This is a genomic window from Stenotrophomonas sp. CCNWLW162 (assembly GCF_037203745.1).
Taxonomy (GTDB): domain Bacteria; phylum Pseudomonadota; class Gammaproteobacteria; order Xanthomonadales; family Xanthomonadaceae; genus Stenotrophomonas; species Stenotrophomonas maltophilia_AQ.
Genome location: NZ_JBBCBL010000013.1, coordinates 23,432 through 41,181 on the forward strand (window position 1 = coordinate 23,432; position 17,750 = coordinate 41,181).

A 17,750-nucleotide genomic window follows, 5' to 3' on the forward strand; every position below is an offset into this window, starting at 1 on the left:
GCCCGCGTTCGAGATGCACGTGCGGTGCATGGTTCGAACCATCTTCCGGTGGACGCCACGGTCCCCGCAGGATTTGGCACCTACGCAGTCGCTTGCGCGCCTGCGGGCTGCCCCGGCTTCAAAGGGCCTGTCCCTCTGCCGGTCTCGATGGTGGAGCTACGATGCCAGCCTCTTTCGGGGCTGTCAATCCCTTCATGCGGATAGAGCGATAAATGTTTTCAGCCCAGCTGTGCGAAGGCGGTCGCGGTCGTCCCGTTCAGGATCGGCTACAGTCCCGGCGGTCCCTACCCGCTGGAACCGCTGATGCCGCGCCTGCCCCTGACCTGCCTGTTGTTGTCCCTGCTGGCGAGCGCGACGGTAAGCGCCGGCGACTGGCGCCAGGGTTGGGGACTGGTGCCCAAGCCCGCCCCGGTCGCTCCGCCCCCCCGTGGCGAGACCGCCCAGAGCGGCGCGCCGATGGCCCAGCTGCGCCTGCAGCCGATCGGCCAGCAGTGGCAAGCCCGGATCGACAACGCCCTGGCCGGGCCACTACAGGTCGAGCTGCGCGCCGCGCCCGGACACCCTGTCGAGGGCCTGCCGGTACAGTCGCTTATCCAGGGCGACAGCAGCCTGGTGGTCGGCCACCTGCCCGCGCCGGTCAACGGCCGCATACTGGACCTGCGCCTGCAGTCGGTGCCGGGAAACCCGGCCGCACAGGCCGAGGACGTGGCCTATCGCCTGCCCTTCGATGACGCCCGCCCGCGCGTGGACCAGGCACCACAGGGCCGTTTCAGCCACGATGACGAGGAAAACCGCGACGCGGTCGACTTCGCACTGCCCGAGGCAACATTGGTGCTGGCCGCGCGCGAGGGCACGGTGATGCAGATCCAGGACGGCTTCCAGGGCAACGGCCAGGACCGCGAACGCAATGGTGCGCGCGCAAACTTCATCCGCGTGCTGCACAGCGACGGCAGCATGGCCCTTTACGGCCACCTGCAGGCCGGTGGCATGCGTGTGCGTCGCGGCCAGGCGGTGCAGGCCGGGCAACCGATCGGCCTGTCGGGCAACAGCGGCTACAGCAGCGCCCCGCACCTGCACTTCGTGGTGCAGGTCAACCGCGGCATGGGCCTGCGCTCGGTGCCGGCGCGGATCTTCGCCGAGCAGGGCCAGCTGCAGTTCGCCCGCGAGGGCGAGGCCGACGGCGGCACCGGGCGCTGACCGGCCCCGGCCGGTATAATCGGGCGCTTATCTCTTTGAAAAGCGCCCCGGGCGGGCGCCACTGCCATGTCCGAAGTCGCCAACGAAGCGTCGCGTCGCCGCACCTTCGCCATCATTTCCCACCCTGACGCCGGCAAGACCACGCTGACCGAAAAGCTGCTGCTGTTCGGAGGCGCGATCCAGATGGCCGGTTCGGTCAAGGGCCGCAAGGCCGCCCGCCATGCCACCTCCGACTGGATGGCACTGGAAAAGGAGCGCGGCATCTCCGTCACCTCCTCGGTGATGCAGTTCCCGTACGAAGGCAAGATCGTCAATCTGCTTGACACCCCCGGCCACGCCGACTTCGGCGAGGATACCTACCGCGTGCTGACTGCGGTGGACTCGGCGCTGATGGTGATCGACGTGGCCAAGGGCGTGGAAGAGCGCACCATCAAGCTGATGGAAGTGTGCCGCCTGCGCGACACCCCGATCATGACCTTCATCAACAAGCTCGACCGCGAGGGCAAGGACCCGATCGAGCTGCTGGATGAAGTGGAGACCGTACTCGGCATCCAGTGCGCACCGGTGACCTGGCCGATCGGCATGGGCCAGCGCCTGAAGGGCGTGGTGCACCTGCTGACCGGCGAGGTGCATCTGTACGAACCGGGCCGCAACTTCACCCGCCAGGACTCCACCATCTTCCCGTCCATCGATGCGCCCGGCCTGGCCGAGAAGATCGGTGCACAGATGCTGGCCGAGCTGCGCGACGAGCTTGACCTGGTGCAGGGCGCCAGCCATCCGTTCGACCTCGACGCTTACCGTGCCGGCAAGCAGACCCCGGTGTTTTTCGGCTCGGGCGTGAACAACTTCGGCGTGCAGCCGCTGCTGGACTTCTTCGTCGAGCATGCACCACCGCCGCAGGCGCGCACCACCACCGGCCGGGTGATCGCCCCGGAAGAGAACAAGCTGACCGGCTTCGTGTTCAAGATCCAGGCCAACATGGACCCGCAGCACCGTGACCGCGTGGCGTTCATGCGCATCTGCTCGGGCCGTTTCAGCGCCGGCATGAAGACCTTCCACGTGCGCACCGGCAAGGACATGAAGCTGGCCAACGCGCTGACCTTCATGGCCAGCGACCGCGAGATCGCCGCCGAGGCGTGGCCGGGCGATGTGATCGGCATCCACAACCACGGCACCATCTCGATCGGCGACACCTTCACCGAAGGCGAAGCGGTCACCTTCACCGGCATCCCCAACTTCGCCCCGGAACTGTTCCGCCGCGCCCGCCTGCGTGATCCGCTCAAGCTCAAGCAGCTGCAGAAGGGCCTGGCCCAGCTGTCCGAGGAAGGCGCGACCCAGTTCTTCCGCCCGTTGACCAGCAACGACCTGATCCTGGGTGCGGTGGGTGTGCTGCAGTTCGACGTGGCCGCCTACCGCCTGAAGGACGAATATGGCGTGGAAGCCACCTTCGAGCAGGTCAGCGTCAGCACCGCACGCTGGGTCCACTGCAGCAACGAAAAGAAGCTGGAAGAGTTCCGCGAGAAGAACGCGTTGAACCTGGCACTGGATGCAGCCGGCCATCTGGTCTACCTGGCACCAACCCGGGTCAACCTGCAGCTGGCCCAGGAGCGCTCGCCCGACGTGCGCTTCTCGGCCACCCGTGAAGCGGCGCATACCGTTTCGGTAGGCTGAGCCGTGGGGTCGGATCCCTTTCCGCCAGGAAAGGGCTCTGACCCCGGCAGTCGCGGGCGGTTCATCCACGCAACACAGGGATTCACCGACCATACGGTGACGGGCGTGCACGCGCCGGCCATCGCGGCGATGATAGGGGGACGCGGGTCCCCCTCCCCGCGACCGATGCCCATGCCCATGTCCACGACGTCCATTGCTTCGATCCGTGAAGAAATCGCCAGCGCCTTGACCCACGGGTTGGGCGCGGTATTCGCCCTGGCTGCCAGTGCGGTGTTGATCACCCTGGCCGCGATCTACGGTGACGGCTGGCAGCTGGCCAGTGCGATCGTGTTCGGTATCGCCCTGTTGCTGCTGTATACCGCCTCCACGCTGTACCACGCCATCCAGCATCCGGTCGCCAAGGGCCGCCTGAAGGTCTTCGACCATTGCGCGATCTACGTGCTGATCGCCGGCACCTATACACCATTCACCCTGATCGGCCTGCGCGGCCCCTGGGGCTGGGGCCTGTTCACCGCGATCTGGGCGCTGGCGCTGGGCGGCGTGGTTTTCAAACTGTTCTACACCGGCCGTTTCAAGGTGCTTTCGACCGTGATCTACATCGCCATGGGCTGGTTGGTGGTGGTGGCGATCAAGCCGATGTGGGCCTCCATCGATGGCGGCACCCTGGCCTGGCTGTTCGGTGGCGGCCTGTCGTACACGCTGGGCACGTATTTCTACCACCGCGAGTCGATCCCCTATTCGCACGCGATCTGGCACCTGTTCGTGATCGGCGGCAGCGTCTGCCACTTCGTCGCAGTCACCATGCAGGTGCTGTAAGCGCACACGCGCGCGGCTTGTGCACACCACGCACATGGACGCTTCGCGCCCCCTCCACGATCAGGGGGCAACCATGGCAGCGTGAATGCTGCCCCCTCCCCTGCCGCGCCACGCGCATCCCGCTGGCGTTTCCGCCGCCCAGGCCCGCGCGGCCAGCGCTGGTTGGCCGTGCTGGTCTTCGTGCTGGCCGCGATCCTGCTGCTGATCGCGCTGTGGGACTGGAACTGGTTCAAGGGCCCGGTCGAGCGCGCCGTGCAGGCGCGCACCGGCCGTGTGCTGCACATCGGCCACCTGGATGTCGACCTCGGCCGCACCAGCACGATCCGCGCCGATGCGATCACCTTCGCCAATGCAAGCTGGTCGAAGCAGCCGGAGATGGCCACGGCCGACCGCATCGAGATCGATGTGCGGGTGTGGCCCCTGCTGCGCGGCAGCGTGCAACTGCCCGAGGTGCGCCTGACCCGGCCGGATGTACTGCTGGAAACCGCCCCGCGCAAGGATGAACCAGGCAACTGGGATTTCCTCGGGGACCGCTCCGGCGGGACCAGCCCGCAGCTCAAGCGCCTGCGCATCGATGACGGGCGCCTGCAGTTCCTCGACGCTCTGGGCCGCACCGACATCCGTGTGGATGTGCGCAGCGGCCAGCCGAAGCAGGCCGACGCCGCACCACCGCTGCTGGTGCAGGGCAAGGGTCGCTGGCGGGGCAATCCATTCACCCTGCGTGGCGGTACCGAGTCGCCACTGCAGCTGACCGACAGCGATCATCCGTTCCGCATCCACCTCGATGGCCGCGCCGGCGCCACCCATGCGGTGGCCACCGGTACGCTGACCAATCCCTTCCAGCTGCGCGTATTCGACCTGCAGTTTGCGCTCAGCGGCGAGGATCTGGCTGATCTCTATCCACTGCTGGGTATCGCCATTCCACCGTCGCCACCGTATGCACTGGACGGTCGCCTCAAGCGCGATCACAACGTCTGGCGCTATGAGCAGTTCATCGGCAAGGTCGGCGACAGCGACCTCGGCGGCAACCTGCAGTTCGAGGTGGGCGGCGCACGGCCGCGGCTGACTGCCACACTGGAATCCAAGCGCCTGGACTTCGACGACCTGGCCGGTTTCGTCGGTGCGCCACCGAAGACCGGCGGCGGTGAAACCGCGAACGCGCAGCAGAAGGCCGAGGCCGCACGCGTTGCGGCCAGCGCGCGGGTGCTGCCGGATACTCCGTACAACCTGGGCAAGCTGCGCGCGATGGATGCCGACGTCCGCTGGAAGGCCCACCGCATCAATGCACCGTCACTGCCGCTGGATGACATGGATGCGCACCTGTTGCTGGATGATGGCGTGCTGCGGCTGGACCCGCTGAACTTTGGCGTGGCCGGCGGCGATATCCGCAGCACCATCCGCATGGACGCACGCCAGCCGCAGATCGCCACCGCGCTGAAGGCCAGCGTGCGCGGCGTACAGCTGGGCCAGCTGTTCCCTGATGCCAAGCTGGCCGAGCAGGCCAAGGGCGGCATCGGCGGTAACGTGGACCTGAGCGGCCACGGCAATTCGATCGCTGCAATGCTGGGTAGCAGCAGCGGCAAGGTCGGGCTGGCGATGGGGCGCGGCCATGTCGGCAACCTGGTGATGGAACTGGCCGGCCTGGACATCACCGAGTCGCTGAAGTTCCTGGTGACCGGCGACAAGCAGATCCCGCTGCGCTGCGCCTTCGCCGACTTCGGCGTACGCAACGGACTGATGACCAGCCAGGCGCTGGCGGTGGACACCACCGACACCATTCTCATCGGCGAAGGCACAGTCAGCCTGCGCGACGAGAGCCTGGACCTGCTGTTGAAGCCGCGCCCGAAGGACAAGAGCATCCTGGTGCTGCGCTCGCCGCTGCACATCAGTGGCACGTTCAAGGACCCGTCATTCCGCCCGGACTTCAAGGCGTTGGGGATTCGTGGCGCGGTGGCCCTGGCGCTGGGCAGCATCGCGCCGCCAGCGGCGTTGCTGGCGACCATCGAACTGGGGCCGGGGAAGGACGCCGACTGCGGGGGGCAGTATGCGAAGTAGAAGCGTTGTTCGCGGCGCCTCGTTTTTCCGCGCGTAGAGCCGGAGCAAGGCGACAGGCAGGACAAGCCGTAAATACGTCCCTGTAGGCTCGGTCGGCGCATCCATGCGCCGATCGAGCCCCCATGAATGGGTTTACGGCGTGTCCTGCCCAGCCGCACCCTCCGCCTTCAGATGTATCAGGAAGGCGCTGCTCTCAGCCCTGGCTTTGGCCTCAAAAAGCGGGCCGGCGGGCCGCAGGCCCGCCAGCAAACAACTCATCCCGCCACGATGTACTGCTGCAGCTGATCCAGCTCCCGCCGCTGCGCATCGATCACCGACTTCACCAGGTCGCCGATGGAGATCACCCCCAGTACCTGCGCACCCTCCACCACCGGCAGGTGGCGGATGCGGTAATCGGTCACCAGTTGCAGGCAGTGCTCCACCTGCTCGCCCGGTGACACCGTCACCACCTTGGCCGTCATGATCTCAGCCACCGCTGTATCGCGCGACGAACGATCGCGCAGCACGATCTTGCGCGCGTAATCGCGCTCGGACAGGATGCCGACCAGCCGCGGCCCGTCCATCACCAGCACCGCACCGATGCCCTTCTCCGCCATCAACCGGATCGCATCGATCACCGCCGCATCGGGCGTGACCGCATGTACTTCAGGAGACTTGCCGTCCAACAGTTGCCGTACCGTCGTCATCCGCCTGCCCTCCGAGGGTGGGTTGCAGGGCCGAGTCTGCCACGGCGGATGCTAGCCAGGCGTCAACCAGGTACAACGGCCGCTGCTTGGACTCCTCGTACAGCCGCCCCAGGTACTCCCCGATCAGTCCGAGTGCGATCAGCTGCACGCCGCCCAGGAACAGGATCACCGCCATCATCGTCGGCCAGCCGGCAACCCGGTCGCCGTACAGGGCCGCCTTGGCAATCACCCAGACGCCGAACACGAAGGCCACCGCCGCCGTCACCAGGCCCATATAGGTTGCCGCCCGCAGCGGAACGGTCGAGAACCCGGTGATGCCCTCCAGCGCGAAATTCCACAGCCGCCACAGGCTGAACTTGCTGGATCCGGCCACGCGCGCATGGCGGTGATAGGGCACGGCGATCCGCTTGAATCCGACCCAGCTGAAAAGGCCTTTCATGAAGCGATGGCGCTCACGCATTTCGCGTAGTGCGCTCAGCGCGCGCGCCGAGAGCAGGCGGAAATCACCGGTATCGGCGGGGATCGGTGTGCGCGAGAGGCGGCCGATCACCCGGTAGAACATCGCAGCTGTGGCGCGTTTGATCCAGTTCTCGCCATCACGCACCAAGCGTGTGCCATAGATGTTGTCGTAGCCTTCGCGCCAGCGCTCAACAAACTGCGGCACCAGTTCCGGCGGATCCTGTCCATCAGCATCGAGAATCATCGCCGCACCTTCGCGCACCAGGTCCAGGCCCGCAGTCAGTGCCGCTTCCTTGCCGAAGTTGCGCGACAGCTTCAACGCCGACACGCGCCCATCGGCCTGTGCCAAGCCCGCGATCACCTCCCAGGTGCCATCGTGGCTGCCATCGTCCACGTACAGGATGTGGCCGTCGATGTCGGGCATTGCGTCCAGCACCGCACACAAGCGCGGATGCAGGCAAGGCAGGGCCTGGGCTTCGTTGTAGGCGGCGATGACGAAAGTAAGGCGTTCACGTGTCATGCCTGGATTGTACGTTGGCAGCAGGCGCCCGGCCTGCCAATCCGCCCGTGGGCGCCTCAATCCTCCGAAAGGTATGACGCTCCACCCAACTGCCGCGCCTGGCGCTGGATCCACGCCGCGCGCCGCTGCACATACGGCCCCGGCGCCGCTGCGTTGTAGCGTCGCGGCGCCGGCAGTACCGCTGCCAACCGCGCACTCTCGGCGGGGCTCAGCCGCGCTGCATCCTTGCCCCAGAATTTCTGCGCTGCCGCCTGCGCGCCGTACACGCCATCACCGAACTCGGCGATGTTGGCGTACATCTCCAGGATCCGCTCCTTCGGCCAGAGCGCCTCGATCAGCACCGTGTACCAGACCTCCAGGCCCTTGCGGATCCAGCTGCGGCCCTGCCACAGGAACAGGTTCTTGGCCACCTGCTGGCTGATCGTACTGGCACCGCGCAGGCGCCCGCCCTTGGCATTGTGGTCACGGGCCTTCTCGATGGCCTGCAGATCGAAGCCACTGTGCTCGGGGAAGCGCTGGTCCTCGGCCGCCACCAGCGAAATCGGCAGGCTCGGCGCCATCTGCTCCATATCCCGCCATTGGTAGTGCAGGCGATAGGACCAGTCACCCTCGCCCAGCGCCTCGCCATAGCGCCACAGCATGACCGTGGACAGTGGCGGGTCGATGAAGCGCAGCACCAGCACCTGCAGGCAACTGAAGGCAGCCAGCAGCACCGGCAGCCACAGCAGGCGCTTCCAGTGCCAGCGACGACGGCGTGGCGGAACCGCAACCGCTTCTACCTTGTGCTGCTCTCCCGCTGCCCCCATTACTGGTGCATCCTTCTTCTGTCTGGTTGTCGGCACATTATCCGGCAACCGCCCCTGTTTACGCGCGATGTGAGCCGATGACCGCCAACCCCGATTCCCTGATCCGCTTCCTGCTGCCCGACGCCGGCGTCCGCGGCGTCCATGTGCGCCTGCAGGCGACCTGGCAGGAGATCCTGTCCCACGCCCAGTACCCGGATACCGCCGCCGAGCTGCTCGGCGAGGCCTGCGTGGCCTCGGCACTGTTCACCGGCCACACCAAGATCGATGGCCGCCTGTCGATCCAGCTGCGTAGCAGCACTGCGCTGCGCACCCTGTTCGCCGAATGCACGGCGGCCGGCACCCTGCGTGGCATCGCCCAGCTCAGCGAGGGCGCCGACGCGCCGCGCGACCTGTCCAGCCTCGGCGATGACGCCCTGCTCGCCATCACCATTGAAAACCCGGGACTGGACCCGCGCGAGCCGCAGCGCTACCAGAGCCTGGTCGGGCTGACCGCGCCGGAACTGGACGAGGCCTTCGAGGACTACTTCCGCCAGTCCGAACAGCTGCCAACCCGCCTGCTGCTGGTCGCCGACCGCGACGGCGCCGCCGGCCTGCTGCTGCAGAAGCTGCCCGGTGACGAGGGCGACGAGGATGGCTGGGCACGCGCCAGCGCCCTGTTCGAGACCCTGGGCAAGGCCGAACTGCTGGCCACCCCGGCCGAGCAGCTGCTGCACCGGCTGTTCCACGAGGAGCAGCCGGCGCTGCTGGGCGAAAAGACGCTGTCCTTCGCCTGTTCCTGCTCCCGTGACCGGGTGGCCTCGATGCTGCAGTCGCTGGGCGAGGACGAGGCCCGTGCTGCCGCCGAAGCCAGTGGCGCGGTCGAGGTCCGTTGCGAATTCTGCGGGCGGGAGTATCACTTTCCGTTGACGGAGTTCGGCATACTGTTCCACGGTGCCGAGGGGACTGTACCGGCGCCTGAACGGCTTCAGTAAACGGCTTGTCTTGCATCTGGGGGGATCAAGGCTTGTTAAGAATTCATAAACACCCTAGGATCAAGTTCCCGTATTCGCGGGAACTTCCGTTGTCCGTCCCTGTCTGAACTGGTCCGATGCGTACCTTCCTGCGTCTACCGCTGGCCCTGCTGATCGCCCTTGGCGCGATCACGGGCGTGCATGCGCAGAGCAAGGACACCCGCACCGTTCTACCGGTGTGGAACAAGGGCAGCGGCAAGGTCGAGGCCCTGCTGTACCTTGAACCGACCGGCGAACAGGCCGCCGGCGCGCGCTGGCACTTCGGCCGCAACTCGCTGGATGCCGCCTTCGGGCTGTCGTCCGGCGACTCGCTGGGCCTGCTCTGCAGCAACAGCAGCGGAACCAGCATGAGCGGTCTCGCCAGCCACTGCATGCTGGCCAGCCTCGGCGATGACGATGACCTCAACAGCCGTCGCTTCACCGGCACCGCAGCGCTGAACCGTGGCAACAGCCGACTGGGCATAACCGCCGGCACCGGCCGTGAAACCCTGCCCGCCTGGCTGTCAGGACCGAACAAGACGCCTTCGCTGCGCGCCGAGCAGAACGACCTGACTGTATTCGCGCAGAAGAACATCGGCCGCGAGGGGTTCGTCTCCATCGCCGGTACCTACGCCAAGGCGCGGCTGGTGCCATTGGCCGATGCCTCACCGGCCCTCGTCGACCGCTGGGACAGCAAAAGCCTGAGCATCGGCGCCGGCTATGGCAACTTTACCGGCAGCATCATCGGCCGCGTCATCGACGTACCGGGCAAGCCCGGAAAGTGGGAAGGCCTGGGTATCGGCCTGACCTGGCGCACCCCGTGGTCTGGCCAGCTCACCGTCGGCGCCGAGAATGTGATCAGCCGCGGCAAGAATCCGTTCTCGCCCCGCAACGAGAGCAACGACGACGGCACCGTGCCGTACGTGCGTTACGAACAGGATCTCTGATCCCGCTACGCGGATACCGCAGTGACTTTCTCCCGGGCGCCGAAAGGCGCCCGTTGTATGTGCGCGCCTGGAATCTTCTGAAGGAAATTCCGCCGCGGCAGAGATACTGCGGAAAACATATTGATACGTATCGACACATATCAAAAGAGAATTTTTTCGTCATTCTGCGTTAACAAACGAGGCACCTCGTCATCCCATACAACGTAAACGTTTGATTTTTCTTGAAACAGTGAATTTTTACCAAAATCACAGGTTTGATTAACACAGCTTTAATTCTTGGCGAACGCCCGCTACTATCGGCTCAGCCTCGCGATTTGGGAGCGCTTTTCGCTCCCCCGCCGGGCATTAACCCAGCCAAGATTTCTTGGAGAGAGAGAGCCAATGAAACTCAAGTCCAGCCAGCTGCGTGACGCAGTTGTGATCGCGCTTGTCGCCGGTGCTACCACCGCGACGGCACATGCCCAGGAAGCCACCAACCTCGACCGTATCGAGGTCACCGGTTCGCGCATCCGTCAGGTCGATACCGAAACCGCCCAGCCCGTTCTGAGCATCAGCCGTGCTTCGATCGAGAAGAGCGGCTTCAAGACGGTTGCCGACGTCCTGCAGAACATCGCAGCCGCCGGCAGCCCGGCCATCAGCCGTTCCGAGCCGCTGTCCTCCGGTGAAGCCGTCGGTGGCTTCTACATCGACCTGCGCAATCTCGGTGCCGAGCGCACCCTGGTGCTGGTCGACGGCAAGCGCCTCGGCGCCAGCGTCAGCGGCCTGCAGGACGTCTCGCAGATCCCGTCGGCCATCGTCGAGCGTATCGACGTGCTGAAGGATGGCGCTTCGTCGATCTACGGCTCCGACGCGATCGCCAGCGTGATCAACATCATCACCCGCAAGAACTTCGAAGGCCTGGAGGCCAATGCCTACGTCGGCCAGTACGGCGAAGGTGACGGCCAGAAGACCAGCTACGACTTCGTGGCCGGCTTCACCGGTGACCGTGGCTCGGTCACCATCGGTGCCGAGTACGCCGAAGAAAAGGAAGTCTGGGCCAGGGATCGCTGGTTCAGCCGTTACTCGCGCACCACCTTCCACCCGGAACAGAACTGGAGCCCGGTCAGCCAGTGGGGCACGATCATCGATCCGGACACCGATGACTGGCTCACCCTGAACCGCGGTGGCGACTACCGCGACGTCAACCAGTATCACGACCAGGACTTCGCCGGCATCACCGGTGATACCAGCAACTCGAACGAGCAGATGCACCTGCTGACGCCGACCAAGCGGCGTTCGGTATTTGCCAATGTCCAGTACGACCTCACCGACAACGTCCGTTTCGTCTCCGACCTGCTGTACACGCGTCGTGAAGCGCAGGCCCAGGTCGCCGGCTATCCGCTGCAGTCTTCTGCCTATTCGCGGCAGGGCGCAAAGTGGGACGCTGACAGCTACTACAACCCGTTCGGCAAGGACATGGGCTTCATGCGCCGTGGCTGGGAAGTGCCGCGCCTGTCGACCAACAAGCTGACCACCTTCCGATTCACCGGAGCACTGCAGGGCAGCTTCCAGTTCAATGACAAGTACTTCGACTGGGAAGCTGGCTACATCTACCAGAACTCGGAGAACCTGCAGACCCAGACCGGTAACTACAACGTGCTGGCGGTCAACGCAGCTACCGGTCCGTCGTTCTTCAACCCGGCCACCGGTCGCGTCGAGTGCGGCAGTGCAGCTGGGCTGGTGGATGGTTCGAACCCGATCTACGGTTCCGGTGCCGGCGGCTGTATCCCGTGGAATCCGGCCATTCCGGCGGGCCGTACCGGCGACGGTGGCCTGAGCGGCAACCCGGACCTGCAGCAGTTCCTGTTCCCGACCACCAAGAACACTGGTGAAGTCACCACCAAGACTTACTACGCGAACATCGCCGGCAGCCTGTTCACCCTGCCCGCTGGCGACCTGGGCTTCGCGCTGGGCTACGAGTACCGTGAAGACAAGGGCTCCTACAATCCTGACGCCCTGTCGCAGACCGGTTACTCCACCGATCTGGCCGCAGGTCCGACCGGTGGCGGCTACAACGTCAACGAAGTGTATCTGGAGCTGAATGTTCCGATCCTGGCTGACCTGCCGGGTGCCAAGGAACTGAGCTTCAACGCGGCCACGCGTTATTCCAAGTACAACACCTTCGGCAACACCACCAACAACAAGTTCGGTCTGAAGTGGAAGCCGATCGACCAGCTGCTGGTGCGTGCAACCTACGCTGAAGGCTTCCGCGCGCCGACCATCGACAATCTGTACGGTGGCAGTTCGCAGACCTTCGCGTACTTCACCGATCCGTGCGACACGTCGTTCGGCTCGACCGGCGATCCGGCCGTCGCCGCTCGCTGCGCCGCCGCCATCGGCCCGACCGCCAGCACCTTCCGTCAGCTGCGCCAGGGCTATGTGCCTGCCAGCGGACCGGATGAGCAGACGCCGGACCCGTTCAATGCGGTCTCCAATCCGGACCTGACCCCGGAGAAGTCCAAGACCGTCGGCCTGGTGTGGAGCCCGACCTTCGCCCAGGGCCTGAACCTGAGCCTGGACTGGTGGAACATCAAGATCACCAACACCATCGTCACCGACAGCCCGGATGACCAGCTGAACGACTGCTACGTGCTCGGCATTGCTGAACGCTGCAACTCGTTCTCCCGCGATCCGAACCGCCACAACGTGGTCAACCTGACCTATGCACCGCGCAACGCTGGTTACCAGGAAACCGAAGGCTTCGACTTCGACGTGGCCTACCGCTTCGAGACCAGCAGCTGGGGTACCTTCAACGCCAACCTGCAGAACAGCTACGTCAGCAAGAACGTGCTGAAGACCACCAATGCGCAGGAAGTGCCGGTGTCGATCCTCAACGGCTTCGGCAGCAACTTCCGCCTGCGTTCGAACCTGGTGCTGGGCTGGGAGCGTGGTGACTGGGGCGTCACCTGGGGCACCCGCTACTTCTCGGGTGTCAAGGAGCGCTGCTACTACAGCACTGAGTGCACCCTGCCGGACTTCGGCTCGCCGGATCCGGTGCGCGACCGCGCAATGAACGAGCGTGGCTCGACCATGTTCCACGATGTCCAGGTGTCCTGGAACGCCCCGTGGAATGCGACCATCGCGGTCGGCGCACGCAACGTGTTCGACCATTACGGCCCGCAGATGTACTCGGCGCCGAACTCGCAGTACTCGTACTACGGCGGCTACGACATCGGTCGCTTCATGTACATGCAGTACAAGCAGAAGTTCTGATCGATCCACTGATCAGCTGATGCAGCAACGGCCCCGCAAGGGGCCGTTGTTCTTTGTGCCACCGGGCAAGTGGCTGACCGGCGCCCAACAAAAAAGGCCGCAGCAGGGCTGCGACCTTCCAGCAACCTCATCGCAGGGCGCTTATCCGTTCGGAATCAACGTGTCGATCAGGTGTTCGACATACGCCTCGAAATCCTCACGGGCCTGCTTGGGCTGCTGCAGCTGCAGCGACAGCTGCAGGAAGCCGACGTAGGCGGCATAGGCCAGGCGCGCACGATGGCGTGCATCGGTCGAACTGAGCCCTGCCTGACGGAAGGAAGCGATCAGGTAATCCAGGCGACGCTGCGAGACGCGGTCGATCACCGGGCGCACCATCGGGTGGTCCAGCGCCTTCAGCAGTTCGCTGTAGATGATGTGCGGCTGCACTTCATGGGCGACCATCTGGAAGAGCTGGCGCAGGCGCACGCGCGGATCCGGCACGTCTTCGAGGCTGCCGAATACCTGTTCCTGTTCGAACAGTTCCCAGCGCTCCAACGCCGCCTGCAGCAACGCATCGCGCGATGGGAAATGCCAGTAGAAACTGCCCTTGGTCACGCCCAGGCGCCGCGCCAACGGTTCCACCGCGACGGCACCCACGCCTTGTTCAGCAATCAGATCGAGGGCCGCCTGGGCCCAGTCTTCGGCACTCAGGCGGCTGTTGCGGCCGGCGCGCGGTTCGCCGGCAGAAGCGTCAGGTTGATTCATGGGCTGATTTAACCATACGCCGGGGTTCGTTGCAGTACGCGATTGCAGCCGGAACCGTCACAGCGGCGTCCAGATCGCCTCCCGCACCGCACCATACGATGCAGTATTGACTTCCTTCCGAAGCAATCCATACTAGCAAGTATGGTTATGTCCCCGACTCCCGCTGCGTTCCATGACCTGCGCCTGGAAGCGGCCCATGGCACCCGTCTGGCCGCCACCGCCAGTGACCACGGTCGTCGTGGCCGCGTGCTGTTCGCGCATGGCTTCGGCCAGACCCGGCACGCCTGGAATGCGACCGCCGGCGCCCTGTCCGCAGCGGGCCTGCAGACCCTGGCCTACGATGCCCGCGGCCATGGCGATTCGGACTGGAATGCCGCCGACCTGCCCTATCACGGCGAACAGTTCGCAGATGATCTGATCGTGCTGGCCGGCGAGCAACCGCGCCCGCCGGTGCTGGTCGCGGCATCGATGGGCGGCCTGTTCGGCCTGCTGGCCGAGTCGCGCTGGCCGGGCCTGTTCTCGGCGATGGTGCTTGTCGACATCACCCCGCGCTGGGATACCGCCGGGGTCGAACGCATCCTGGCCTTCATGACCGCCCATCCCGATGGCTTCGCCTCGCTGGCCCAAGCCGCCGACGTGATCTCGGCCTACATGCCGCACCGCCCGCGCAAATCCGAACAGTCGCTGCGCGCGCTGCTGCGCGAGGACGACCACGGCCGCTGGCGCTGGCACTGGGACCCGCGGCTGGTAGCCGAACTGGCCCGCGACAGCGAACAGCACCAGGACGCGCTGGCTGAAGCCGCACGCCAGGTGAAGTGCCCGCTGCTGCTGGTCAGCGGTGGCCGCAGCGACCTGGTCACGCCACAGACCGTGGCCGAATTCCTGGCGTTGGCGCCGCACGCGCGCCATGTACAGCTGCCGCAGGCCACACATATGGTTGCCGGCGACGACAACAACGCCTTTACCGCTACTGTGTTGGACTATCTGGACGTGTTGCCCGCAGCGGATGCTGCGGCTTCGTCCGCCACAAACGAGCACGTCACCGGAGCACGCTCATGAGCATCGTTCTTCCCTTCCTCGCCCTGCTGCTGGCAGGCGCGTTCGTCGCCTACCACCGCATGCGGCTGGTTACCTGGACGCTGATCAGCGTGGCCCTGCTGGCCGCCTGCTGGTTCATTCCCTACGTCAACCAGACCGCCACGATCGTCGCGGCCGCTGTGTTGGCCGTCATCGCCGTGCCGCTGCTGCTGCCGTTCATCCGCAAGCCGCTGCTGACCGGCCCGATGATGAAGGTGTTCCGCAAGGTGCTGCCGCCGCTGTCGCAGACCGAGCGCATTGCGCTGGAAACCGGCTCGGTCGGTTTCGAAGGCGAGCTGTTCACCGGTGACCCGGACTGGAACATCCTGCTCAACTACCCGAAGCCGCAGCTGACCGCCGAAGAACAGGCCTTCCTCGATGGTCCGGTGGAAGAGCTGTGCAAGATGGTCAACGACTGGGAAATCACCCACGTCCACGCGGACCTGCCGCCGGAACTGTGGGCCTTCATCAAGAAGAACAAGTTCTTCGGCATGATCATCCCGAAGGAGTATGGCGGCTTGGGCTTCTCCGCGCTGGCTCACCACAAGGTGATCCAGAAGCTCGCCTCGGTGTCTTCGGTGGTCAGCTCCACGGTCGGCGTGCCCAACTCGCTGGGCCCGGGTGAACTGCTGGTGCATTACGGCACCCAGGAACAGAAGGACCAGTACCTGCCGCGCCTGGCCGATGGCCGCGAAGTGCCCTGCTTCGGCCTGACCGGTCCGTTCGCCGGCTCCGACGCCACCTCGATTCCCGACTACGGCATCGTCTGCAAGGGCGAGTGGAACGGCGAGCAGGTGCTCGGCGTCAAGCTGACCTTCGACAAGCGCTACATCACGCTGGCCCCGGTTGCCTCGCTGATCGGCCTGGCCTTCCGCATGTACGATCCGGACGGCCTGATCGGTGAAACCCGCGACATCGGCATCACCCTGGGCCTGCTGCCGCGCGAGACCGCCGGCGTTGAAATCGGCCGTCGCCACTTCCCGCTGAATTCGACCTTCCAGAACGGCCCCATCCGCGGCAAGGACGTGTTCATTCCGCTGACCCAGCTGATCGGTGGCGCTGCCATGGCCGGCAAGGGTTGGAACATGCTCAACGAGTGCCTGGCCGTGGGCCGCTCGATCACCCTGCCCTCCACCGCCAGCGGCGGTGCCAAGGCCGGTGCCGCGGTGACCGGTGCCTACGCTCGCATCCGCAAGCAGTTCGGCCTGTCGGTCGGCCGCTTCGAGGGCGTGGAAGAAGCGCTGGCCCGCATCGGCGGCAAAGCCTACAAGATCAGCGCGCTGTCGCAGGCCACGGCGGCAGCGGTGGACCGCGGCGACGTGCCGTCGGTGCCGTCGGCGATCGCCAAGTACCACTGCACCAACATGAGCCGCGAAGTGATCTCGGACATGATGGACGTCATCGGCGGCAAGGGCATCATCCTGGGGCCGCGCAACTTCGCCGGCCGCAGCTGGCAGGCCGCGCCGATCGCGATCACCGTGGAAGGCGCCAACATCATGACCCGCAGCCTGCTGATCTTCGGCCAGGGTGCGATCCTCTGCCACCCGTGGGTGCTGAAGGAAATGAAGGCCGCGCAGGATCCGGACACCCGTGCCGGCCTGCAGGACTTCGACCGCAGCCTGTTCGGCCACATCCGCTACGGCATCTCCAATGCCGTGCGTTCGTTCTGGTTCGGCCTGACCGGCGCGCGCTTCGGTGCCGCTCCGGGTGACGCCTACACCCGCCGCTACTTCCGCAAGCTGGACCGTTACTCGGCCAACCTGGCGCTGATGGCCGACATCTCGATGATGACCCTCGGTGGCAAGCTGAAGTTCAAGGAATCGCTGTCCGGCCGCCTGGGCGACGTGCTGAGCCACGTCTACATGACCAGCGCCATGCTCAAGCGCTACCACGACGAAGGCGCACCGCAGGCCGACCAGCCGCTGCTGGCCTGGGCCTTCCATGACAGCGTGCACAAGATCGAGGAATCGCTGTCGGCCGCCCTGCGCAACTTCCCGATCCGTCCGATCGGTTGGCTGATGTGGGCGCTGATCTTCCCGCTGGGCCGTCGTGCCGAGGCCCCGGGTGACCGCCTGAGCCGCCGCGTCGCCGCCCTGCTGATGGCCCCGAACGAAGCGCGTGATCGTCTGGCCAGCGGCGTGTTCCTGACCCCGTGCGAGAACAACCCGGGTGGCCGCATCAACAGCTACCTGAGCAAGGCGATCATGGCCGAGCCGGTGGAGCGCAAGTTCCTGAAGGCGCTGAAGAGCAAGGGCATCGAAGCGCTGGACTTCAACAGCCAGCTGGACGAAGCCGTGGCCGAAGGCGTGATCACCCAGGACGAGCGCAGCCTGCTGGAAGAGCTGCGTACGCTGACCTTGGACACCATCACAGTGGACGACTTTGACACCCACGAACTGCGCGCGGCCAGCTACTACGACCGCCAGCACAAGGACCCGCACTCGCAGGCGGCCTGATCGCCCGCGACATGTGTTGCCTTCGACGGCGGGCTTCGGCCCGCCGTTGTTTCATCTGCCGACCGGAATTCCAAC

13 protein-coding genes and 1 riboswitch are annotated in these 17,750 nt (G+C 65.5%); of the genes, 9 read left to right on the top strand and 4 right to left on the bottom strand.

All coding sequences use genetic code 11. The features are described from left to right. Window positions 1-35: 35 nt before the first annotated feature. Window positions 36-154: riboswitch (SAM riboswitch) on the bottom strand. A 149-nt stretch (window positions 155-303) separates the two neighbouring features. From V9K93_RS20110 to V9K93_RS20125, 4 genes are all read left to right on the top strand, one after another. After that, window positions 304-1,197: a M23 family metallopeptidase gene (locus V9K93_RS20110; protein ID WP_337303108.1), complete on the top strand. Its 894-nt coding sequence runs from the start codon at window positions 304-306 to the stop codon at window positions 1,195-1,197. Window positions 1,198-1,263: 66 nt separating this feature from the next. Further along, the gene (locus V9K93_RS20115) at window positions 1,264-2,868 is read left to right on the top strand and encodes a peptide chain release factor 3 (protein ID WP_006384729.1); all 1,605 of its coding nucleotides are present in this window, start codon (window positions 1,264-1,266) and stop codon (window positions 2,866-2,868) included. 177 nt (window positions 2,869-3,045) lie between these two features. Further along, complete coding sequence (gene trhA, locus V9K93_RS20120; protein WP_032972214.1) at window positions 3,046-3,684, top strand: PAQR family membrane homeostasis protein TrhA; 639 nt, start codon at window positions 3,046-3,048, stop codon at window positions 3,682-3,684. A gap of 81 nt (window positions 3,685-3,765) precedes the next feature. Continuing rightward, window positions 3,766-5,739, top strand: coding sequence for an AsmA family protein (locus tag V9K93_RS20125; RefSeq protein WP_295379723.1), 1,974 nt, complete (start codon window positions 3,766-3,768; stop codon window positions 5,737-5,739). A gap of 254 nt (window positions 5,740-5,993) precedes the next feature. Here V9K93_RS20125 and V9K93_RS20130 read toward each other — a convergent pair whose 3' ends face one another. From V9K93_RS20130 to mtgA, 3 genes are read right to left on the bottom strand one after another with little or no spacing between them, the layout of a single operon-like run. Further along, the gene (locus V9K93_RS20130) at window positions 5,994-6,425 is read right to left on the bottom strand and encodes a CBS domain-containing protein (protein ID WP_046985058.1); all 432 of its coding nucleotides are present in this window, start codon (window positions 6,423-6,425) and stop codon (window positions 5,994-5,996) included. Next, window positions 6,385-7,404, bottom strand: coding sequence for a glycosyltransferase family 2 protein (locus V9K93_RS20135; protein WP_046985057.1), 1,020 nt, complete (start codon window positions 7,402-7,404; stop codon window positions 6,385-6,387). The genes V9K93_RS20130 and V9K93_RS20135 overlap by 41 nt, the downstream gene beginning before the upstream one ends. A 56-nt stretch (window positions 7,405-7,460) precedes the next feature. Then, window positions 7,461-8,210: a monofunctional biosynthetic peptidoglycan transglycosylase gene (gene mtgA, locus V9K93_RS20140; RefSeq protein ID WP_136639089.1), complete on the bottom strand. Its 750-nt coding sequence runs from the start codon at window positions 8,208-8,210 to the stop codon at window positions 7,461-7,463. A gap of 77 nt (window positions 8,211-8,287) precedes the next feature. Here mtgA and hslO point away from each other — a divergent pair, with 77 nt between their 5' ends. The 3 genes from hslO to V9K93_RS20155 all read left to right on the top strand — a co-directional run bounded on the left by hslO (window position 8,288) and on the right by V9K93_RS20155 (window position 13,398). Beyond that, on the top strand, window positions 8,288-9,181 hold the full coding sequence (gene hslO, locus V9K93_RS20145) for an Hsp33 family molecular chaperone HslO (RefSeq protein ID WP_136639090.1): 894 nt from the start codon (window positions 8,288-8,290) through the stop codon (window positions 9,179-9,181). A 116-nt stretch (window positions 9,182-9,297) separates the two neighbouring features. Beyond that, window positions 9,298-10,146 (top strand): XOO1806 family protein, encoded by an 849-nt coding sequence (locus V9K93_RS20150; RefSeq protein WP_046987070.1) that lies wholly within the window; start codon window positions 9,298-9,300, stop codon window positions 10,144-10,146. A gap of 381 nt (window positions 10,147-10,527) precedes the next feature. Beyond that, a complete protein-coding gene (locus tag V9K93_RS20155) occupies window positions 10,528-13,398 on the top strand; it encodes a TonB-dependent receptor plug domain-containing protein (protein WP_337303109.1) in 2,871 nt (956 codons plus the stop codon). Window positions 13,399-13,539: 141 nt separating this feature from the next. Here the strand turns inward: V9K93_RS20155 and V9K93_RS20160 are convergent, their stop codons facing one another. Next, a complete protein-coding gene (locus tag V9K93_RS20160) occupies window positions 13,540-14,142 on the bottom strand; it encodes a TetR/AcrR family transcriptional regulator (protein ID WP_046987072.1) in 603 nt (200 codons plus the stop codon). A 141-nt stretch (window positions 14,143-14,283) separates the two neighbouring features. Between V9K93_RS20160 and V9K93_RS20165 the strand changes: the two genes are divergently transcribed. Both V9K93_RS20165 and V9K93_RS20170 read left to right on the top strand, forming a co-directional pair. After that, a complete protein-coding gene (locus V9K93_RS20165) occupies window positions 14,284-15,201 on the top strand; it encodes an alpha/beta fold hydrolase (RefSeq protein WP_295379712.1) in 918 nt (305 codons plus the stop codon). Continuing rightward, window positions 15,198-17,675: an acyl-CoA dehydrogenase gene (locus tag V9K93_RS20170; RefSeq protein ID WP_136639092.1), complete on the top strand. Its 2,478-nt coding sequence runs from the start codon at window positions 15,198-15,200 to the stop codon at window positions 17,673-17,675. The genes V9K93_RS20165 and V9K93_RS20170 overlap by 4 nt, the downstream gene beginning before the upstream one ends. Window positions 17,676-17,750 lie beyond the last annotated feature (75 nt).

Bases quoted from the DNA above. Each gene is read 5' to 3' on its own strand.
- V9K93_RS20165 (WP_295379712.1), top strand. From the start codon at position 14,284: ATGGTTATGTCCCCGACTCCCGCTGCGTTCCATGACCTGCGCCTGGAA.
- mtgA (WP_136639089.1), bottom strand. From the start codon at position 8,210: ATGGGGGCAGCGGGAGAGCAGCACAAGGTAGAAGCGGTTGCGGTTCCG.
- V9K93_RS20135 (WP_046985057.1), bottom strand. From the start codon at position 7,404: ATGACACGTGAACGCCTTACTTTCGTCATCGCCGCCTACAACGAAGCC.
- trhA (WP_032972214.1), top strand. From the start codon at position 3,046: ATGTCCACGACGTCCATTGCTTCGATCCGTGAAGAAATCGCCAGCGCC.
- V9K93_RS20160 (WP_046987072.1), bottom strand. From the start codon at position 14,142: ATGAATCAACCTGACGCTTCTGCCGGCGAACCGCGCGCCGGCCGCAAC.
- V9K93_RS20155 (WP_337303109.1), top strand. From the start codon at position 10,528: ATGAAACTCAAGTCCAGCCAGCTGCGTGACGCAGTTGTGATCGCGCTT.
- V9K93_RS20110 (WP_337303108.1), top strand. From the start codon at position 304: ATGCCGCGCCTGCCCCTGACCTGCCTGTTGTTGTCCCTGCTGGCGAGC.
- V9K93_RS20170 (WP_136639092.1), top strand. From the start codon at position 15,198: ATGAGCATCGTTCTTCCCTTCCTCGCCCTGCTGCTGGCAGGCGCGTTC.
- V9K93_RS20150 (WP_046987070.1), top strand. From the start codon at position 9,298: ATGCGTACCTTCCTGCGTCTACCGCTGGCCCTGCTGATCGCCCTTGGC.
- hslO (WP_136639090.1), top strand. From the start codon at position 8,288: ATGACCGCCAACCCCGATTCCCTGATCCGCTTCCTGCTGCCCGACGCC.
- V9K93_RS20130 (WP_046985058.1), bottom strand. From the start codon at position 6,425: ATGACGACGGTACGGCAACTGTTGGACGGCAAGTCTCCTGAAGTACAT.
- V9K93_RS20115 (WP_006384729.1), top strand. From the start codon at position 1,264: ATGTCCGAAGTCGCCAACGAAGCGTCGCGTCGCCGCACCTTCGCCATC.